The 19018-nt window shown below is 65.5% G+C and carries 16 protein-coding genes and 1 tRNA gene; 14 read left to right on the top strand and 3 right to left on the bottom strand.

Features of this window, described 5'->3' with window-relative positions; translation table 11 throughout:
- Positions 1–17 precede the first annotated feature (17 nt).
- Entirely contained in the window at positions 18–1112 is a 1095-nt protein-coding gene (gene ychF / locus ACODSM_RS10155; RefSeq protein WP_015015603.1) for a redox-regulated ATPase YchF, read from the bottom strand.
- Between the two features lie 85 nt (positions 1113–1197).
- Positions 1198–2070, bottom strand: a complete 873-nt coding sequence (locus tag ACODSM_RS10160; protein ID WP_488805169.1) for an MOSC domain-containing protein — start codon at positions 2068–2070, stop codon at positions 1198–1200.
- Between the two features lie 83 nt (positions 2071–2153).
- Between ACODSM_RS10160 and ACODSM_RS10165 the strand changes: the two genes are divergently transcribed.
- From ACODSM_RS10165 to mdoH, 12 genes are all read left to right on the top strand, one after another.
- On the top strand, positions 2154–3293 hold the full coding sequence (locus ACODSM_RS10165; protein ID WP_488805170.1) for an FAD-dependent monooxygenase: 1140 nt from the start codon (positions 2154–2156) through the stop codon (positions 3291–3293).
- Positions 3294–3321: 28 nt separating this feature from the next.
- On the top strand, positions 3322–4050 hold the full coding sequence (locus ACODSM_RS10170) for a DsbC family protein (protein WP_488805171.1): 729 nt from the start codon (positions 3322–3324) through the stop codon (positions 4048–4050).
- Positions 4051–4106: 56 nt separating this feature from the next.
- Positions 4107–5918 (top strand): M61 family metallopeptidase, encoded by a 1812-nt coding sequence (locus tag ACODSM_RS10175; protein ID WP_488805172.1) that lies wholly within the window; start codon positions 4107–4109, stop codon positions 5916–5918.
- Positions 5919–5991: 73 nt separating this feature from the next.
- Positions 5992–6771 (top strand): enoyl-CoA hydratase, encoded by a 780-nt coding sequence (locus tag ACODSM_RS10180; protein WP_291443782.1) that lies wholly within the window; start codon positions 5992–5994, stop codon positions 6769–6771.
- A gap of 25 nt (positions 6772–6796) precedes the next feature.
- Positions 6797–6873, top strand: a tRNA-Met gene (locus ACODSM_RS10185).
- Between the two features lie 168 nt (positions 6874–7041).
- Positions 7042–7497 carry a hypothetical protein gene (locus tag ACODSM_RS10190; RefSeq protein WP_488805173.1) on the top strand — a complete coding sequence of 152 codons (456 nt, stop codon included), beginning with the start codon at positions 7042–7044 and terminating at the stop codon, positions 7495–7497.
- A gap of 100 nt (positions 7498–7597) precedes the next feature.
- The gene (miaB, locus tag ACODSM_RS10195) at positions 7598–8944 is read left to right on the top strand and encodes a tRNA (N6-isopentenyl adenosine(37)-C2)-methylthiotransferase MiaB (protein WP_488805174.1); all 1347 of its coding nucleotides are present in this window, start codon (positions 7598–7600) and stop codon (positions 8942–8944) included.
- A gap of 46 nt (positions 8945–8990) precedes the next feature.
- A complete protein-coding gene (locus ACODSM_RS10200) occupies positions 8991–10454 on the top strand; it encodes a sensor histidine kinase (RefSeq protein ID WP_291443777.1) in 1464 nt (487 codons plus the stop codon).
- Positions 10444–11115, top strand: a complete 672-nt coding sequence (locus ACODSM_RS10205) for a hypothetical protein (protein WP_488805175.1) — start codon at positions 10444–10446, stop codon at positions 11113–11115. The genes ACODSM_RS10200 and ACODSM_RS10205 overlap by 11 nt, the downstream gene beginning before the upstream one ends.
- Before the next feature lie 14 nt (positions 11116–11129).
- The gene (locus ACODSM_RS10210) at positions 11130–12542 is read left to right on the top strand and encodes a sigma 54-interacting transcriptional regulator (protein WP_488805176.1); all 1413 of its coding nucleotides are present in this window, start codon (positions 11130–11132) and stop codon (positions 12540–12542) included.
- A 239-nt stretch (positions 12543–12781) separates the two neighbouring features.
- Positions 12782–14296 carry a glucan biosynthesis protein G gene (locus ACODSM_RS10215; RefSeq protein WP_488805177.1) on the top strand — a complete coding sequence of 505 codons (1515 nt, stop codon included), beginning with the start codon at positions 12782–12784 and terminating at the stop codon, positions 14294–14296.
- Positions 14269–16356 (top strand): glucans biosynthesis glucosyltransferase MdoH, encoded by a 2088-nt coding sequence (gene mdoH / locus ACODSM_RS10220; protein ID WP_488805178.1) that lies wholly within the window; start codon positions 14269–14271, stop codon positions 16354–16356. The genes ACODSM_RS10215 and mdoH overlap by 28 nt, the downstream gene beginning before the upstream one ends.
- A 140-nt stretch (positions 16357–16496) precedes the next feature.
- On the opposite strand, the gene ffh is transcribed toward mdoH, so the two are convergent.
- Positions 16497–17876 (bottom strand): signal recognition particle protein, encoded by a 1380-nt coding sequence (ffh, locus tag ACODSM_RS10225; protein WP_291443769.1) that lies wholly within the window; start codon positions 17874–17876, stop codon positions 16497–16499.
- Between the two features lie 98 nt (positions 17877–17974).
- On the opposite strand from ffh, the gene ACODSM_RS10230 reads away from it, so the two are divergent.
- Positions 17975–18772 carry a cytochrome C assembly family protein gene (locus tag ACODSM_RS10230; protein ID WP_488805179.1) on the top strand — a complete coding sequence of 266 codons (798 nt, stop codon included), beginning with the start codon at positions 17975–17977 and terminating at the stop codon, positions 18770–18772.
- Positions 18769–18996, top strand: a complete 228-nt coding sequence (locus ACODSM_RS10235; protein ID WP_015015618.1) for a PP0621 family protein — start codon at positions 18769–18771, stop codon at positions 18994–18996. Before ACODSM_RS10230 ends, ACODSM_RS10235 begins: the two co-directional genes overlap by 4 nt.
- The last annotated feature ends 22 nt before the right edge of the window (positions 18997–19018 follow it).

Raw genomic sequence — 19018 nt, forward strand, 5'->3', positions numbered from 1 at the left:
ACGGGTCTGGGGGGTGGTCAGACGTTGAACAGGAAGTTCAGCACATCACCGTCCTTGACCACGTACTCCTTACCTTCGGCGCGCATCTTGCCGGCATCCTTGGCGCCCTGCTCGCCCTTGTAGGCGATGAAGTCCTCAAAGGCGATGGTCTGCGCGCGGATGAAGCCGCGCTCGAAGTCGCCGTGGATCACGCCCGCCGCCTGGGGGGCGGTGTCGCCGATGTGGATGGTCCAGGCGCGCACTTCCTTCACGCCCGCCGTGAAGTAGGTCTGCAGGCCCAGCAGTTTGAAGGCGCCACGGATCAGGCGCGCCAGGCCCGGCTCGGTCTGGCCCATCTCGGCCAGGAACATGTCGCGGTCTTCGTCGCTCATTTCGGCCATCTCGGCTTCCATCTTGGCGCAGATGGCCACCACGGGGGCGTTCTGGCTGGCCGCGTAGTCCTTGAGGCGGTCTAGGAACGGGTTGTTCTCGAAGCCGTCTTCGCTCACGTTGCCCACGAACATCGCGGGCTTGGCCGTGATCAGGCACAGGGACTTGAGCAGGGGCTGCTCTTCCTTGGTGATCTCGACCGAGCGGGCGGGCTTGCCTTCGTTGAGGGCAGCCTGGATGCGCGTGAGCAGCGCCACCAGCTTGGCGGCATCCTTGTCGTTGCCCGACTTGGCGGCCTTGGTGTAGCGGTTCAGGGCCTTCTCGACCGTACCTAGGTCGGCCAAGCACAGCTCGGTCTGGATCACTTCGATGTCGGAGATCGGGTCCACACGGCCTGCCACGTGGATCACGTTGTCGTCTTCAAAGCAGCGCACCACGTTGACGATGGCATCGGTTTCACGGATGTGGGCCAGGAACTGGTTGCCCAGGCCTTCCCCCTGGCTGGCGCCCGCCACCAAACCGGCAATGTCTACAAACTCGACGATGGCAGGGACGATGCGCTCTGGGTGGATGATCTCGGCCAGTTGCTGGAGGCGGGGGTCCGGCACTTCCACCACGCCCACATTGGGCTCGATGGTGCAGAAGGGATAGTTTTCGGCGGCAATACCAGCCTTGGTCAGCGCGTTGAAAAGGGTGGACTTGCCGACGTTGGGCAGGCCCACGATGCCGCATTGGAGGCTCATGGCAGGGCTTTCTGGTGTTCTGGAGACAAACCGCCGATTTTACGGGCCCGCCCAGCACCCGCTGCCGAGGGCCTGCATCAGGCCTTCATTCAAACCGCAAATCGGCGGCCATGCGCTGCCCCACGCGCAGCCACTGCCCCGCACCACTGCGCACGATGGCGTTCATGCCAAAGGTGATGGCGCCGTCCAGTCGCTTGTCCTGGCGGTAGGTGCGCAGGGTATCGCCCACCGACGGATGGCTCTCGGCTGTGGCCGGGTCGATGTCGGGAATGGGGCATCGCGAGCAGGGCTTTACCGGCTGCAGGTGGACGTCGGCGGTGCCATCGCCCTCCACATGAATCATGTCCACACGGTCTTCGTCGTGGGCATCCACTCCGGCCAAGACCACATTGGGCCGGAACCGCTCCATGCCAACGGCGGAATGCCCCTCGGCGGCAAGCCGCACATTGAGGTCCTGCAAGGAGGCCTCACTGGTCACCAGCAGCGGAAACCCGTCGGCAAACTGGTTGGGGACCTCCACGCCCCCCGTCCACTCCAGGCTGGACAGGCGCCGATGCTCTGGGTCAAACCGCACCAGGCGGCAGGGCTGCCCCAGAAAATCGCTGAACCACTGCGCCGCCACAGGACCCATGTCCCACGCAGGCACCGTGTCGCGCCAGACGGTCACCGTGGCCGGAGCTTCCACCGCATCGATCGCCACATGCAATGCCAGCATGCCCGGAGCCCGCAGCACCATTTCGTCGCTCTTGAGCTGAGGCCGGATCAGCGCCATGCGGGGCAAGCTGCGCTGGGTGAGGAACATGCCCTGCGCATCCACCACCATCCAGGCGCGGTCCAGATCCAACCCGGTCTCGGTGAGCAGCGCCTGCTGCACCTCGATGCCCGCACAGGATTTGACGGGGTACACAAACAGCCGCGCAATGGTGCCGGACAGATCAGACTCGGAAGGGAAACTCACGCCAGGTGCTCCTGAAGAAGGGTGCCAGAAAGGCCAGACCGCAATTCTGCCCTCTCATCGCAGGGGGTAAGACCCCTCCTACAATGCCTCTCATGGCCCCAACCTTTGATATCTGTATTCGTGGCACCGGCATCGTGGGCCGAACCTTGGCCTTGTTGCTGGCGCGGGAACGACTGAAGGTGGCCCTGGTGCCCGCCCCGGGCCCACACAGCGCGGCGGCCGCCGACGTACGGGCTTATGCCCTGAATGCAGCGTCCCGTAGCCTGCTCGAATCGCTGCGCAGCTGGCCCGATGCTGAACACGCCACCGCCGTCAAGCACATGCAGGTACAGGGTGATCAGGACGGCTGCGTGCATTTCGATGCCACTCCCCAAAGGGTGGAAGCACTCGCCTGGATTGTGGATGTGCCGGCCCTGGAAGAGCGCCTGGCCCAGGCTGTGCGGTTTCAGCCCCTGGTGGAGGTGGTGGACAGCCCGGTGGCCGCGCCCCTGACCGTGGTGTGCGAAGGCCGCGCCAGCACCACCCGGGCCGAGTTTGGCGTGCGCTTTGACGTGACGCCCTATGCCCAGCACGCGATTGCCACGCGGGTGCGCTGCGAACACCCACATGGACAGGTGGCACGCCAGTGGCTTTCGCCCCAAGGCATTCTGGCTTTTTTGCCGCTGGAGGGCGCTCAGGGGAACTCTGTGGCCGTGGTGTGGTCCGTCCCTGAGGACCGGGTGTCCGCACTGATGGCCTTGCCTGCCGACGCTTTTGCGCAAGAGTTGCAGACGGCGAGCCAGCACACACTGGGCAACGTTCAACTCATTGCAGAGCGTGCCACGTGGCCGCTGCAACTGGCCAAGGCAGACCGCTGGTGCGGCGCTACCTCTACCGGAAATGCTGCACGAAGCTGGGTGCTCGCGGGCGATGCCGCCCACAACGTGCACCCGCTGGCAGGGCAAGGGCTGAATCTGGGGCTGGCTGATGTGGCAGCCCTGGCCGAGGTGCTGCGCACCCGCGACTACTGGCGCAGCGTGGCTGACTTGCGACTGCTGCGCCGCTATGAGCGGCAGCAAAAAGCAGCCCTGGCAGCGATGGGCTTGGCCACCGATGGATTGCAGCAACTGTTTGCGCGCCAGGAAGCCCCCTGGCAAGCCCTGCGCAATTGGGGCATGAAGGGCTTTGAACGCAGCGGCATGCTGAAAGATTTTGTGGCCCGCCAAGCCATGGGAATGCGCTGAACGCGCGAGTTTGATAAACAGGAATACGATGAAACTGACCACTGCTTTGCTGACCGTTGGGGCAGCCACCCTGAGCCTGAGCGCCACAGCGCAAGAGGACGCCATCCGCAAGGCATTGGCCCAACGTATTCCTCAGATGGACAAGATCGACGAAGTGCGCGCTACGCCCATGAAGGGGTTGTACGAGGTGCGCATCGGCACAGACCTGTTCTACACCGACGCCAAGGGCGACTATGTGATCCAGGGCGAACTCATCGACTCCAAAGCGCGCCGCAACCTGACCGAAGACCGTATCAGCAAGCTGACGGCTGTGAGCTTCTCAGCCCTGCCCTTGAAAGATGCCGTGACCATTGTGCGCGGCGACGGCAAGCGCAAGGTGGCCGTGTTCGAGGACCCCAACTGTGGGTACTGCAAACGCTTTGAGCGCGACCTGCAGCAGATCAACAACGTGACGGTGTACCTGTTCTTGTACCCCATCCTGAGCCCGGATTCGGCCGAAAAGTCGCGCAACATCTGGTGTTCCAAGGACCAGGCCACGGCATGGCAAGACCAGATGGTGCGTGACAAGCCCGCACCGGCAGCCAGCTGCGACACCAGCGCACTGCAACGCAACCTGGCCTTTGGCAAGAAGTACAAGATCACCGGCACCCCCACCCTGATTTTTGCCAACGGCACACGCGTGCCCGGCGCCATCGGCGCCCAGGAGGTGGAGAAACGCCTGGCCGAAGCCGCCAGCGACACCACCACCGCTAATTAATAGCCGCTGAAAGCCCCCGACCGACGACTCCGCGCGGCCCTTGCGCGGCACATGCCATGCCCCTCTCCCGCCCAGCCTCTGCCGCAGACATTCACTACCGCGTCGAACCCACAGACCTGAATGCGCATCTGTTCACCGTTACGCTGACGGTGCAGCGGCCGACGGCATCGCAAGAGCTGTCTCTGCCGGTCTGGATCCCGGGCAGCTACCTAGTTCGGGAGTTCTCCAAGAATCTGCAAGCGCTGGCGGCTCGGCAAGGCCAACGCGCTTTGCAAACGGCCCAACTGGACAAGCACCGCTGGCAAGTGCAATGCGCAGAGGGCAAGCCCTTGGTGCTGACCTATCAGGTGTGCGCCTACGACAGCTCCGTACGCACTGCCTGGCTGGACGCCTCACGCGGCTTTTTCAACGGCACCAGTCTGTGCCTGCGCGTACATGGCCAGGAGACGCAGCCCCACACCCTGGAGCTGGCACGCACGGCTGCCACAGCGACCTGGGCTGCCGCCACCGGTCTGCGGCCCCTGGATACCGACAAACAAGGCTTTGGCCTGTACCTGGCGGCCGACTACGACGAGCTGGTGGATTGCCCGGTGGAGCTGGGCAACTTCTGGGTGGGGCGCTTTAAGGCCTGCGGCATTGCCCACCAGTTTGTGGTGGCGGGAGCGGCTCCATCGTTCGACGGCAAGCGGCTGCTGGCCGACACGCAGAAAATTTGTGAAACCGCCATTCGCTTCTGGCACCGCGAGGGTAAGGCGCCGTTCAAAAGCTACGTCTTCATGCTCAACGCCGTGGGAGACGGCTATGGCGGGCTGGAACACCGCAACTCGACAGCGCTGATTTGCGGACGGCGTGATCTGCCGCGTCAGGGCGAGGCGCGGGCCAGTGAGGGTTACACCACGCTGCTGGGCCTCATCAGCCACGAATACTTTCACACCTGGAACGTCAAGCGCTTGCGGCCCGCCGAGTTCGCCCGCTACGACTATGCGCAGGAGAACTACACCGAGTTGCTGTGGTTCTTCGAAGGTTTTACCAGTTACTACGACGACCTGCTGCTACGCCGCGCCGGGCTGCTGGACGACGCCACCTATCTCAAGCTCATCACCAAAACCATCAACCAGGTGCTACAAACACCCGGCCGGTCAGTACAAACCGTGGCCCAGGCCAGTTTTGACGCGTGGGTGAAGTACTACCGGCAGGACGAGAATACACCCAACACCACCGTCAGCTACTACACCAAAGGCTCTCTGGTGGCCCTGTGCCTGGACCTGGCCCTGCGGCGTGAGGGCAAAGCCACTTTGGACGATGTGATGCGTGCACTGTGGAAGCGCTGCGCGGGCGGGCCGATGACCGAAGCAGATCTGCGCGCCGTGCTCCACGACTTGGCCGGGCGACCATTCGACAAAGAGCTGGCGCACTGGGTGCATAGCACTGTCGATCTGCCCCTGGAAGAGCTGCTGGCGGCCCACGGCGTGGCGCTCAAGGCCGACCGGCCGCAGCTGGCCCAGCGCTTGGGTCTGCGTGTGGCCGAGAACCACAGCGTGCAGATCAAGACCGTGCTGCGTGGCGGAGCCGCAGAGAAGGCAGGAATGTCTGCCGGCGATGAGTGGCTGGGCATAGAAGTGCAGGGCCAGGGCTGGCGCATTAGCAAGCTCGACGACGTCACTTTCTACGCGGGGACCCACACCACCCTGCAGGCCCTGGTGGCACGCGACGGGCGGCTCCTGCGCCTGCCCTTGGAAATGCCGCTGGTCCAGTCGACTGGAGTCCCTGCCAAGGGCCGACGCAACGCTGCAGCTCCATCCATGGCGCCAGACACCATCAGCCTGACGGTGACAGACGCCGCCGCGCTGGGACGCTGGCTGACCTGACGACAGCAAAGCCCCACTGCCTTGGGTATATTGCTGCAGCTTTCATAACCAACCATAACCCCCAGGAGATTTCATGGCTTACGAAACCATCGAGGTGCGCGTTGAAGCGGACAAGGTCGGCATCATCACCCTCAACAGGCCCAAGCAACTCAATGCGCTGAACGACCAACTCATGAATGAACTGGGCGCTGCCCTCAAGGCCTTCGATGCGGACGAAAAGATCGGCTGCATGATCGTCACCGGCAGCGAAAAGGCTTTTGCGGCGGGCGCGGACATTGGTGCCATGGCCAAGTACAGCTTTGCTGACACCTACAAGGGCGACTACATCACCCGCAACTGGGAGACCATCCGCTCCATCCGCAAGCCCGTCATTGCAGCCGTCAGCGGCTTTGCACTGGGCGGCGGCTGCGAGCTGGCCATGATGTGCGACTTCATCATCGCTGCGGACAATGCCAAGTTCGGCCAGCCCGAGATCAAGCTGGGCGTGATCCCTGGTGCCGGTGGCACGCAGCGCCTGCCCCGCGCTGTGGGCAAGTCCAAGGCCATGGACATGGCACTGACAGGCCGCATGATGGACGCGACCGAAGCTGAGCGCGCTGGGCTGGTCAGCCGCGTAGTGGCTTACGACAAGCTCATGGACGAAGCGCTGGGCGCTGCCATCATCATTGCCGGCTTCTCGCAGATTGCCGTCATGGCGGCCAAGGAATCGGTCAACCGTGCCTTCGAGGGCACGCTTGCCGACGGCGTGATGTTCGAGCGCCGCCTGTTCCACGCGCTGTTTGCCACCCAAGACCAGAAGGAAGGCATGGACGCGTTCATGAACAAACGCACGGCAAACTTCACACACCAATAATTTTTGTTCTATAATCTTGGTCTGCGGTCGTATAGCTCAGTTGGTTAGAGCGCAGCATTCATAATGCTGATGTCGGTGGTTCAAGTCCACCTACGACCACCAAATACAAAAACCCACAGTGAGGCAACCCACTGTGGGTTTTTTCTTTCAGGCAAGCCCAAGAACCCGCTCCAGTGACCATTGATGCACGGGCCGCTTGACTTGTCCGAGGGATGTGCCACGCTGGCAACCCCCTTCTAAAATTGTGCCTTCAGCCCCTGGATGTAAACCATGAACCGCTGCACCACACGCTCTTCCGGCCCAGCCCCCTCCCGCCGGGCACCTCGATTTTTCCAAGCTGCATTGCTGGCAGTGATGGCCAGCACAGCCCTCTGCGCCGTGGCACCCGCCTCGGCCCAGACCCAGCCCGGCCTGGGCCTCTCACGCCCGTTCCCTGAAGCCGCGCTGCGTGGCACGTTGAGCATCAACACCGCGTCCGAAGCCACACTCAATGGCAAGACCATCCGCATGGCCCCGGGCATGCGGCTGTTCAGCCCCCAGAACACCCTGGTCATGGCGCACACCGTGATGGGCCAGACCTTCAAGGTCAACTATGTGCTGGAGAACAGCACCGGCATGCTGCACGCTGCCTGGATCCTGACCGAAGGCGAGGCCGCGCAGCCTCGCAAGGGCAGCGATGCCGTCATCACCAACATCACGACCAGCTCGGGCGCCGCGCTGAAGTAACCCTTCAGCGGCGCTACTGCCAGGCCGCTGCGCCGCTGCCCCTTCACAGTCTCCGCGCCACGCAGGGCGCGGTGTTTGCTTGCCTTTTTGCGAAATTGCCATGGCCAAAAAAGTCTTCATCAAAACCTTCGGCTGCCAGATGAACGAGTACGACTCGGACAAGATGGCCGACGTGCTCAACGCCGCGCAGGGCTATGAGCCCACCCAGAACGTGGACGAGGCCGACCTCATCCTCTTCAACACCTGCTCCGTGCGCGAGAAAGCGCAAGAGAAGGTCTTCAGCGACCTGGGTCGCATCAAGCACCTGAAGGCGCGCGGCGTGAAGATTGGCGTGGGAGGCTGCGTGGCCAGCCAGGAAGGCGCCGAGATCATCAAGCGCGCCCCGTATGTGGACGTGGTGTTTGGCCCGCAAACCCTGCACCGCCTGCCCGAGATGCTCAACCAGCGCGAGCAGCTCGATAAGCCACAGGTGGACATCAGCTTCCCCGAGATTGAAAAGTTCGACCACCTGCCGCCCGCGCGCGTCGAAGGTGCCTCGGCCTTTGTGTCAATCATGGAAGGCTGCAGCAAATACTGCAGCTACTGCGTGGTGCCCTACACCCGTGGCGAAGAAGTGAGCCGCCCGTTTGACGATGTGCTGGTCGAAGTGGCGGGCCTGGCCGACCAGGGCGTGAAGGAAATCACCCTGCTGGGCCAGAACGTGAACGCCTACCTGGGCAAGATGGGCGGCACGGCCGAAATTGCCGACTTTGCGCTGCTGCTCGAATACGTGTCGGACATTCCCGGCATCGAGCGCATCCGCTACACCACCAGCCACCCCAACGAGTTCACGCCCGGGCTGATCGAGGCCTATGCCAAGCTACCCAAGCTGGCCAGCCACCTGCACCTGCCCGTGCAGCACGGCAGCGACCGCATTTTGATGGCCATGAAGCGCGGCTACACCGCCATGGAATACAAGAGCACGGTGCGCAAGCTGCGCGCCATCCGCCCCGATCTGGCCATGAGCAGCGACTTCATCGTGGGCTTCCCCGGCGAGACGGAAGACGACTTCAACAAGATGATGAAGCTGATCGACGACATCCACTTCGACAACAGCTTCAGTTTCATCTTCAGCCCACGCCCTGGCACGCCTGCTGCGGGCCTGCACGACGACACGCCGCACGATTTGAAGCTGCGCCGCTTGCAGCACCTGCAGGGCGTTATCAACGCCAACATCAAGTCCATCAGCGAAAGCCGCGTGGGCACGGTGCAGCGCATTCTGGTGGAGGGCGCCTCCAAGCGCGATGCGGGCGAGCTGATGGGCCGCACCGAATGCAACCGCGTGGTCAACTTTGCCGGGCAGCCTCGCCTGGTGGGGCAGATGGTGGATGTGACCATCACCGAAGCCAAGGCCTACACCCTGCGGGGCGAGGTGCTGACGCACGAAACCGCCGCACTGGCCGGCTGACGCGCGGGTACCGACACCCCGCACGCCCCGCGCCCTTTTGGCTGCAATGCCCACCCCCAGCACACCGCCCAAGGCACCGCCACCCGCCGAAGGCCTGTTGCATGGCCTCTCCTTCCAGCAACTGTTGCTGCTGGCGTTCGTGCTGATTGCCGGCTTGCTGGGGGTCAGCTCGCTGCGGGCTTTGCACACGCTGGAGCAGCTCATGGTGCTCAGCCGCCACGGCACAGCCGAGGCCACTGCGCTGACTGCAGCCGCACAGGGCCTGAACCAGCGCGGCCAGGCCCTGGAGCGCGCAGCGCGGCAGTCCCTGGTGCTGCGGGATGCGCCCCTGCGCCGCAGCTTCGACGACATGGCGGTCGAGGCCCTCACGGTGCTCGACCATTTGCAGGCCGCAGGCCTGCCCGCTGCGCAGACCGGGGCATGGCGCACCCACCTCGATGCCGTCAAAGCCCTGCTGGACGCACCGCCGGACCGCGCACTGGACAACGAACGCCTGGTTGCCGAAGAGTTTGTGGCCCTGGAGACCTTGCACGGCACCATGGTGCAGACGGTGCAGGACCTCAACACCCAACGCAACAACGCGCTGCAGGACGAGGTGGAGCAAAGCCGCCGCAGCGTGACGCACCAGGTGGTGGGCGCGATTGTGCTGGCGCTGGTGCTGGCGTTGTCGCTGGGCATCTGGCTCGCGCGGCCGTTCAAGCGACTGGAGGGTGCGATCCGTCAGCTGGGCGAAAACCAGCTGGACGAGCCGGTGCTGATCTCCGGCCCGGACGACGTTCGCCGGCTGGGCCAGCAACTGGAGTGGCTGCGGCTGCGGCTGCTGGAGCTGGACGCCGACAAGGCGCGTTTCCTGCGCCATGTGTCCCACGAACTCAAGACGCCGCTGGCCGCGCTGCGCGAAGGCGTGGCATTGCTGCAGGATGGCGTGACAGGCGAACTCACTGCAGGCCAGCGCGAGGTCGCGCAAATCCTGCACCACAACACGCTGCAGCTGCAAGGTGAGATCGAGGCCCTGCTGCGCTTCAATGCCGCCGCTTTTGAGGCTCGCCAGCTGCAGCGCCGCGACACCGACCTGCTGGCGCTGCTGGAGGCCCAGGTCGAGGCCCAGCGGCTGCAGTGGCAGGCCAAGGGCCTGACCGTGCGGGTAGAGGGGCCGCCCGTGCGCATGCCCGTTGACGCCGACAAGATCACCTCCGCCGTCAGCAATCTGCTGTCCAACGCCATCCGCTTTTCACCGCCCCAGGGCACGGTGCGGCTGGTGCTCTCGCAACCTCCCGGTCATGTGCGTCTGGACGTCTTTGACCAAGGCCCCGGCGTGGACCGGGTGGATCGTGACCGCGTGTTTGAACCCTTTTACCGGGGTGTTCGCCAACCAGACGATGCCGTGCGCGGCACCGGCATCGGTCTGTCCATCGTGCAGGAATATGTGCAGGCCCATGGCGGCAGCGTGCGCCTGGTGGACGAAGGCGCACACTCCTTCTTTCGCATCGAACTTCCCCATGCCGCCTAGCAGTCCTCCCCTTCCCTCCCACGCCCTGCGATGGCCGCTGCTTGCGCTGGGCGCCGTGCTGGCGGGCTGTGCCACCACCACGCCCCCACCCGCCCCCGCCCAGACGCCACCGGTCGCGATGATCATTGCCGTGCCCGTGGCCCCGACGGTGGAAGTGGGCCCTGCCGAAGCAAGGAGCACCGACGCGGACACCCACCACCCCCCCGTCGTGCTGCTGCTGGCCCAGACGGACCGTGTGCTCAAGCTGCCCCCGGCCGAACTCGCCAAGGAGATCGCCCGGCTGGGCGAAGCGGAAGACGCTACCCCCGACACGCCGCTGCTGCTGGCCACGGCCCTGGCGCAAACCCGCCAGGCCGTGGACACCGCCCGCGCGCTGGGCCTGGTGCAGCGCGTGTTGGGCAACACCAGCCCCGCAGCGCAGCCGCTGCATCCCCTGGCCCGGCTGCTGGAGGCCCGACTGCTGCAACAACGCCGGCTGGAGGACCAACTCGACCGCCAGGCGCAGCAACTGCGCGACACCCAACGCCGCAACGACCAGCTCAGCGAACGCCTGGAAGCCGTGCGCGCCATCGAACGCAGCCTGAGCACCCGCCCAGCGCCCGCCGCATCTCAGTCCGCCCCAGCGGTGGGCAACGGATCCGCGCCACGGCCCGCCCCCTGACCATTTCCCCCGCCATGGACTCCTCTGCCCCCCACCGTGCCGCCCCTCCCGCCCGCATCCTGGTGGTGGACGACGACGCCGACATGCTGCGGCTGCTGTCGCTGCGCCTGAAAGCCGCCGGGCACGACGTGGTGGCCGTGGGCTCTGCCGAAGCGGCACTAGCGCAGCTGGACATTGCGCGCCCGCAGCTGGTGCTCAGCGATGTGCGCCTGCCAGGGCGCGACGGCCTGGCCCTGTTTGACGAAGTGCGTGCCCGCCACCCCTCTCTGCCCGTGATCCTGCTGACCGCACACGGCACCATTCCCGATGCCGTCGAGGCCACGTCGCGCGGGGTGTTCACCTACCTGACCAAGCCCTACGACGGCAAGGAGCTGCTGGAAAAGATCGCACAGGCGCTGGCGCTCAGCGCCCCTGCCGTGGCGCAGCCGCATGCCAACGAGGACTGGCGGGCCGAGATCGTGAGCCGGTCGCACCGCATGACGGACCTGTTGTCCGAGGCGTACATGGTCGCCCAGTCCGACGCCAGCGTGCTGCTGCGCGGCGACAGCGGCTCGGGCAAGGAGCTGCTGGCACGCGCCATCCACCGGGCGAGCCCGCGCGCAGCACGCCCGTTTGTGGCCGTCAACTGCGGCGCCATCCCCGAGGCGCTGCTGGAGTCCGAGCTGTTCGGCCACGTCAAAGGCGCCTTCACCGATGCGGTGAGCAACCACAAGGGGCTGTTCCAGGCTGCGGACGGCGGCACCCTGCTGCTGGATGAGATTGGCGACATGCCCCCGGCCCTGCAGGTCAAGCTGCTGCGGGTGCTGCAGGAGCGCGCCGTGCGCCCCGTGGGTGCCAGCCAGGCCACGCCCATCGACGTGCGCATCATCTCGGCCACGCACCGGGACCTGGAGGCCGCCATGGCCAGCGCGCAGTTCCGCGAGGACCTGTATTACCGGCTGAATGTGGTGTCGCTGGTGCTGCCCACCCTGGCCGAGCGGCGCGAAGACATCGCGCTGCTGGCCAATCACTTTCTGGACCGCCTGTCCCGCAAATACGACAAGCGCCTGTCTGGCTTTGCGCCAGAGGCGCTCAAGGCACTGACCACCGCCGCCTGGCCGGGCAACGTGCGCCAGCTCTACAACGTAGTCGAGCAGGTGTGCGCCCTGTCCACCACTCCCCTGGTGCCCCTGACGCTGGTGCAGCGCGCACTCCGCACCCCGTCCACCCAGGTGCTGAGCTTTGCGGAGGCCCGCCAGCGTTTCGAGCGCGAGTACCTGGTGGGCCTGCTCAAGATGACCGATGGCAATGTGGCCGATGCGGCGCGGCTGGCGCAACGCAACCGCACCGAGTTCTACCGCCTGCTGCAAAAGCACGCGCTGACGCCGGGGCAGTTTAAGCAGGATGCAGTCGATTCAGACGATGTCGTGGATGAGCGACACGAATAAGTCATTGATTTACCGGGTGTTTTGATCCAACCACCCACCCCTTGTCGCCATCCGGCGACAAAAAGCAGGGGCTGATAGGCGCCCACAGGCGATTGCACAACTGCTTACACGCAGAGGCCACTCCAACCCATTGATTTCAAAGCATTTTTTGCAGCTGGCACAGGGTTTGCCCTATGCCTGGCATGCACGCAGTTTTTCCCTCCTTTTTCCGCCACATAGGACGGCACGCAGGGCCCGCAATGGCCCTGGCCACCGCCCTGCTGGCTGGGGGCGCACACGCACAGGGCTTTGACTTCGAGAGCGTGACCCGCCTCGCCCGCGAACGCGCCAGCCAACCCTACCGGCCCGTGAGCGACAGGCTCCCGGCCGACCTCGCAAAGCTCAACTACGACCAGGTGCGCGACATCCGCTGGCGCCCTGATCGCGCCCTGTGGCGGGCCGAGAAGTTGCCTTACGAGGCCATGTTCTTCCATCTGGGGCTCTACCAGAAGGAGCCTGTGCTGATCAACGAAGTGACGCCCCAGGGCGTGCGCCACATTCCCTACAGACGCGCGGACTTTGACTACGGCAAGAACCAGCTGCGGCCCGAGGCCTGGGGCGACCTGGGCTTTGCAGGCTTTCGTCTGCACAACCACCTGAACTCCAGCGCCTACAAGGACGAGCTGGTGGTCTTCCAGGGTGCGAGCTACTTCCGCGCGCTGGGCCAAGGCCAGCAGTACGGCCTGTCAGCGCGCGGGCTGGCCATTGACACCGTGGGCGGCCGGGGCGAGGAATTTCCCCGCTTCACCGAGTTCTGGCTGGTGCGGCCCGACCCGCTGTCCACCCAGGTCACGGTGTATGCGCTGCTCGACTCGCCACGCGCCACGGGCGCCTACCGCTTCGACATCCAGCCCGGCGCGCAGACCACCACCACGGTACGCAGCCGCATTTTTGTGCGCGCCGCCTCGGGCACCCCACCCATCGCCACACTGGGCGTTGCGCCGCTGACCAGCATGTTCTTCTTCGGCGAGAACCAGCCGCGCAAGGAGGACTTCCGCCCCGAAGTGCATGACTCCGACGGACTCATGGTGGCCACGGGCGAAGGCGAGTGGCTGTGGCGCCCGCTGCAGAACCCCCGGCAAACACTGGTCACCTCGTTCGCCACCAAAAACCCTAAGGGCTTTGGCCTGATGCAACGCGACCGCCAGTGGGCCAGCTACGAGGACGTGGAGGCCCGCTACGAGCGCCGCCCCAGCGCCTGGGTCCGTCCCCTGCACGACTGGGGCGCTGGCCGCGTGGAGCTGGTGCAGCTGAACACCCCCGATGAGACGCACGACAACATCGTGGCGTACTGGGTGCCCGCCCAGATGCCCGCCCCCGGCCAGCCGCTGGAATTTGCCTATGAGCTGAGCTGGCAGGGCGACGAACAGCAGCGCCCGCCCGGCGCCTGGGCCACCCAGTCGCGCCGTGGCATGGGCTACACCAAGCTGTCGGCCCAGGCCCTGCGCCAGCAGGTGCAGTACGTGGTCGATTTCGAGGGCCCGGCTCTCAAGGCCCTGCCTGCGGAGGCCTCCCTCAAGGTCGTTGTGACCAGCGATGCCAACGGCAAGGTGCTGGAAAACATTGCCTACCGCAACCCCGCCACCGGCGGGTGGCGCATGACCGTTCGCATCCAGCGCCTGCAGGCTGACCGGCCCATCGAGCTGCGCGCTTTTCTCCAACACGACAACCACGCTGTGAGTGAAACATGGACGCACATCAGTCTTCCCGAGTAAGCCCTCATGACCCCCACGACACCCACGCATCCACCGGCCCTGCCGTGGTCGCGCGGCGCGGTGTGGCCTACCCCCGGCCAACCCCCAGCCGACGCAGCACACTGCGAGAGGAGCGTCACCCCAATGCGGTGACGGCACCGCCCCTGCACCGTGGCTCCATGGTGCCCCTGCCCTGGCGCGGCTTCTGGAACAGCGTGGGCACTGCCGTGCTGCTGCGCCTCACGGGCCGCACGTCTCCGCAACCCGCACCGGCCAGGGTGGCACAGGCCCCCGCTGAATCCACCGCCGCCTGGCAAGGCGCAGCGCAGCGCCGCCGCTGGACGTTTGCGCTGCTCACTGTGCTGACGACGGCCTTGGCCAGCACCCTGTTTGCCAGCGTGCAGCCCGACTACGAAAACGCGTGGCTGAGCTACGGCCAGATCGCGCTGTTTGCCCTGCTGTCCGCCTGGGTGGTGACCGGCTTTTTGACCGGGCTGATGGGCTTTTGGGTGATGCTGCGCGGCGACCGGCATGCACTGTCGGCGCGCAGCGTGGCTGGGCACACGCTGGCGCCCGACGCCCGCACCGCCATCATCATGCCGATCTGCAACGAAGACGTGGCCACCGTGTTTGCCGGGCTGCGGGCCACCTGCGAGTCGGTGGCCGCCACCGGCCATGGCACCACGTTCGACGTGTTTGTGCTCTCCGACAGCAACGACCCCGCCATTGCCCGCGCCGAGCGCGCTGCCTGGGAAGAGCTGCGCAACGCCCTGGCGCAGCACAGCCAGCAGCCCCAGGTGCAGGTGTACTACCGCCTGCGCACGCGCCGCACGCACCGCAAGGCAGGCAACGTGGCCGACTTCTGCCGCCGCTGGGGCAAGGACTACCGCTACATGGTGGTGCTGGACGCCGACAGCGTGATGAGCGGCGACTGCATCGTTTCCATGGCCAAGCTGATGGAAGCCCACCCCACGGCCGGCATCATCCAGACCGCCACGCAGGCCATCGGCCATGTCACGCTACACGCCCGCGCGCAGCAGTTCGCGTCGCGCGTCACGGGCCGCCTGTTCACGCTGGGCATGCAGTACTGGCAGCTGGGCGAATCTCACTACTGGGGCCACAACGCCATCATCCGCGTGGCGCCCTTCATGCAGCACTGCGCGCTGGCGCCCATCCAGGGCACGGGTGGTCTGTCTGGCGGCATCATGTCGCACGACTTTGTGGAGGCCGCACTGATGCGCCGCGCGGGCTACCACGTGTGGCTGGTGGCCGACCTGATCGGCAGCTACGAGCAGCAGCCGCCCGACCTGCTGGCCGAACTGCAGCGCGACCGGCGCTGGTGTCAGGGCAACCTGCAGAACGCGCGCCTGATGGCCGAGCCCGGCATCCACCCCGTGCACCGCTCCATGTTCATCACCGGCGCCATGGCTTATCTGTCGGCGCCGCTGTGGCTGGCCTTCCTCACGCTGGGCACGGCCCTGTGGCTGTCGGGCGCCAAGCTGGTGGCGGACTGGCACATCCTGCCCGCCGAGCTGCTAGCGCTGTGGGCCTGGACCCTGTGCCTGCTGTTCCTGCCCCGCATCCTGGGCGTGACGGCGGTGTTCATGCGCCGCGAGCAAAAGCAGTACGGCGGCGCTTTCAGCCTGCTCAAGAGCGCCGTGCTGGAGAGCATCATGGCCATCCTGCAGGCGCCCGTTCGCATGCTGGCGCATTCGCTGTTCGTGCTGATCGCATTGACTGGACTGAAGCTGGAGTGGAAGTCGCCCCCGCGCGAAGCCCATGCAGTGCCCTGGCGCGACGCCGTGCGCCAGCTGGCCCCTATGAGCGCGGTGATCGCCCTGCTGGCGGCGGGCGTGGCGCTGATCGACAGCAGCGCGCTGTTGTGGCTGATGCCTGTGGGCTTGCCGCTGGCACTGGCGATTCCGCTGGCGGTGTGGACCAGCCAGATCGCGCTGGGCCGGGCGCTGCGTGCCCAACGGCTGCTGCTGATTCCTGAAGAGTCGTGGTCGCCCCCGGTGCTGCGCCGCGCCTGGATGCACGCCGGGCGCATGGGACGGCCCATGGCCTTGCAAACCGCCTGAGGTGCCAGACCGCACCACCGCTCCCAGCCGGGCGGGCCATAAAAAAGCCGACACATGTCGGCTTTTTTGTTTACTCATATTTTCATAGCAGCTCAGGCATATGGTTGTAGCGCCTGGAGCCAAAAAGGCTTGAAAACCTTTCAGAAAGGCATCTTGGGCATGCCTCCGCCGCCCATGCCCTTCATGCCGCCCATGCGTTTCATCATCTTCATCAGGCCGCCGCCCTTCATCTTCTTCATCATGCCCTGCATTTGTTCGAACTCCTTGAGCAGGCGGTTGACCTCCTGCACATGCACGCCCGCGCCGTTGGCGATGCGCTTCTTGCGCGTGGCCTTGATGAGTTCGGGCTTGCGGCGCTCCAGGGGGGTCATGCTCTGGATGATGCCTTCCTTGCGCTTGATGTCCTTTTCGGCCTTGTCCATGTCCAGCGAACCGGCCTTGGCGGTGAGCTGAGAGGGCAACTTGTCCATCAGGCTGGACAGCCCGCCCATCTGCTTCATCTGCTGGATCTGCGAGAGAAAGTCGTTCAGGTCGAACCCGTCTCCGCTCTTGACCTTGGCCGCCAGCTTTTGTGCGGCCTCCATGTCCACCCCGGCGGTGACCTGCTCCACCAGCGCCACGATGTCGCCCATGCCCAGGATGCGGCCTGCATGGCGTTCGGCATCGAACACTTCCAGCCCGTCGATCTTCTCCGAGACACCCGCAAACTTGATGGGCGCCCCGGTGATCTGGCGCACGGACAGCGCAGCACCACCGCGCGAGTCGCCGTCGAGCTTGGTGAGCACGATGCCGGTGAGGGGCAGCGCCTCCTTGAAGGCCTTGGCCGTGTTGATAGCGTCCTGGCCCTGCATGGCATCCACCACGAACAGGGTCTCGACAGGGTTGATCGCAGCATGCAGGTCCTTGATTTCATTCATCAAGGCTTCGTCAATCGCCAGACGGCCGGCCGTATCGACCAGCAGCACGTCAAAGTAGTGCTTCTTGGCGTAGTCCAGGGCGGCGCGGGCGATGTCGAGCGGCTTCTGGTCGGGCGTGCTGGGGAACCATTCGGCCCCGGCCTGCTTGGTCACGGTCTTGAGCTGCTCGATGGCGGCCGGGCGGTACACGTCGCCCGACACGGTCAGCACCTTCTTCTTGCGCTTTTCGATCAGGTGCTTGGCCAGCTTGGCCGTGGTGGTGGTCTTGCCCGCACCTTGCAGGCCGGCCATCAGGATCACGGCGGGCGGCTGGGCAGCCAGATTGATGTCGGCCACGCCCTCGCCCATGGTGGCGGCCAGTTCGCGGTTGACGATGCTGACCAGCGTCTGCCCGGGCTTGAGCGAACCCAGCACCTCCTGGCCCAGGGCCTTTTCCTTGACGCGGGCGATGAAGTCGCGCACCACGGGCAGGGCCACGTCGGCTTCGAGCAGCGCCATGCGCACTTCGCGCAGCATGTCCTGCACGTTGGATTCGGTGATGCGGGCCTGGCCACGCATCTCCTTGACGAGGCGCGTGAGTTTGTCGGTAAGGGCGGAGGCCATAGGGGTGTTTCCGGTATTGGCTGCGCGCCGTCAACAAGGGCGTTGCGTGCGCAGCCCCGCCAGGGCGCTGGCGGTGGGCGAAAGGCTAAACTGTGCCCATGATTTTAACGAGTAGCTCCCCCGTCAGTTGGCTGCTGGCCCTGGCCGCTGCTGTGGCCTATGCCGTACCGGCTGCTGCAGCCTCCCGCCTGGGGGCTGCAGCAGCACGCAATGCACTGCTGGTCGCGTGGTTGCTGCACGGCGCCGTGCTGGTCTGGGGCCTGTGGGGCGATGCGCCCCGGTTCGGTTTTGCGCCCGCGCTGTCGATGACCGCCTGGCTGGTGCTCACGGTCTATGCCGTGGAACGGCAGTTGTTTCCACAAATGCAGTCACGCTGGGTACTGGCAGGGCTGGGCGCGGCCGCCATCGTGCTGGCGATGCTGTTCCCCGGGCAGCCGCTGCACGTGACCGCATCTGCCTGGCTGCCTTTGCACCTGGCGCTGGGCATTGCGTGTTATGGCCTGTTTGCAGCGGCGGTGGTGCACGCCTGGCTCATGACACGCGCCGAACGCCACATCCGGCAGGCTGAAGACCCGCACAGCGGCATCCCGCTGCTGACGCTGGAGCGGCTGACCTTCCGGTTCGTGACGGCGGGGTTTGTACTGCTTACCGCCACCTTGCTGGCCGGTTGGCTGTTTGGCGAGACGCTGTATGGCCGGGCCTGGCGGTGGGACCACAAGGCCGTGTTCTCGATGCTCTCGTGGCTGACCTTTGCCACGTTGCTGCTGGGCCGTGCCCGCTTTGGCTGGCGGGGCCGCAATGCGGTGCGTGTGTTGTATGCGGGCTCGGCCCTGTTGCTGCTGGCCTATGTGGGCTCGCGTTTTGTATTGGAAGTTGTTCTGGGCCGCAGCGTATGAAGTACCTGGTCTTGTTGGTCGTCATCGCGGTGGCCGTAGGTATCTGGCGCAGCCGCCGCGCCCCTGATGCGGCGGCGCCCAAAGCGCCCCCCACACCGCCTGCCCTGCCGCAGGACATGCTGGCCTGCGCGCACTGCGGCGTGCACATCCCACAGGCCGAAGCCCTGATGATGGGCAGTCAGGCCTATTGCAGTGCCGAGCACCGGCGCATGGGCCCGGCCTGAGCGACGCCTTGCCGTTGTGACC

Source organism: Acidovorax sp. FG42 (assembly GCF_057809195.1).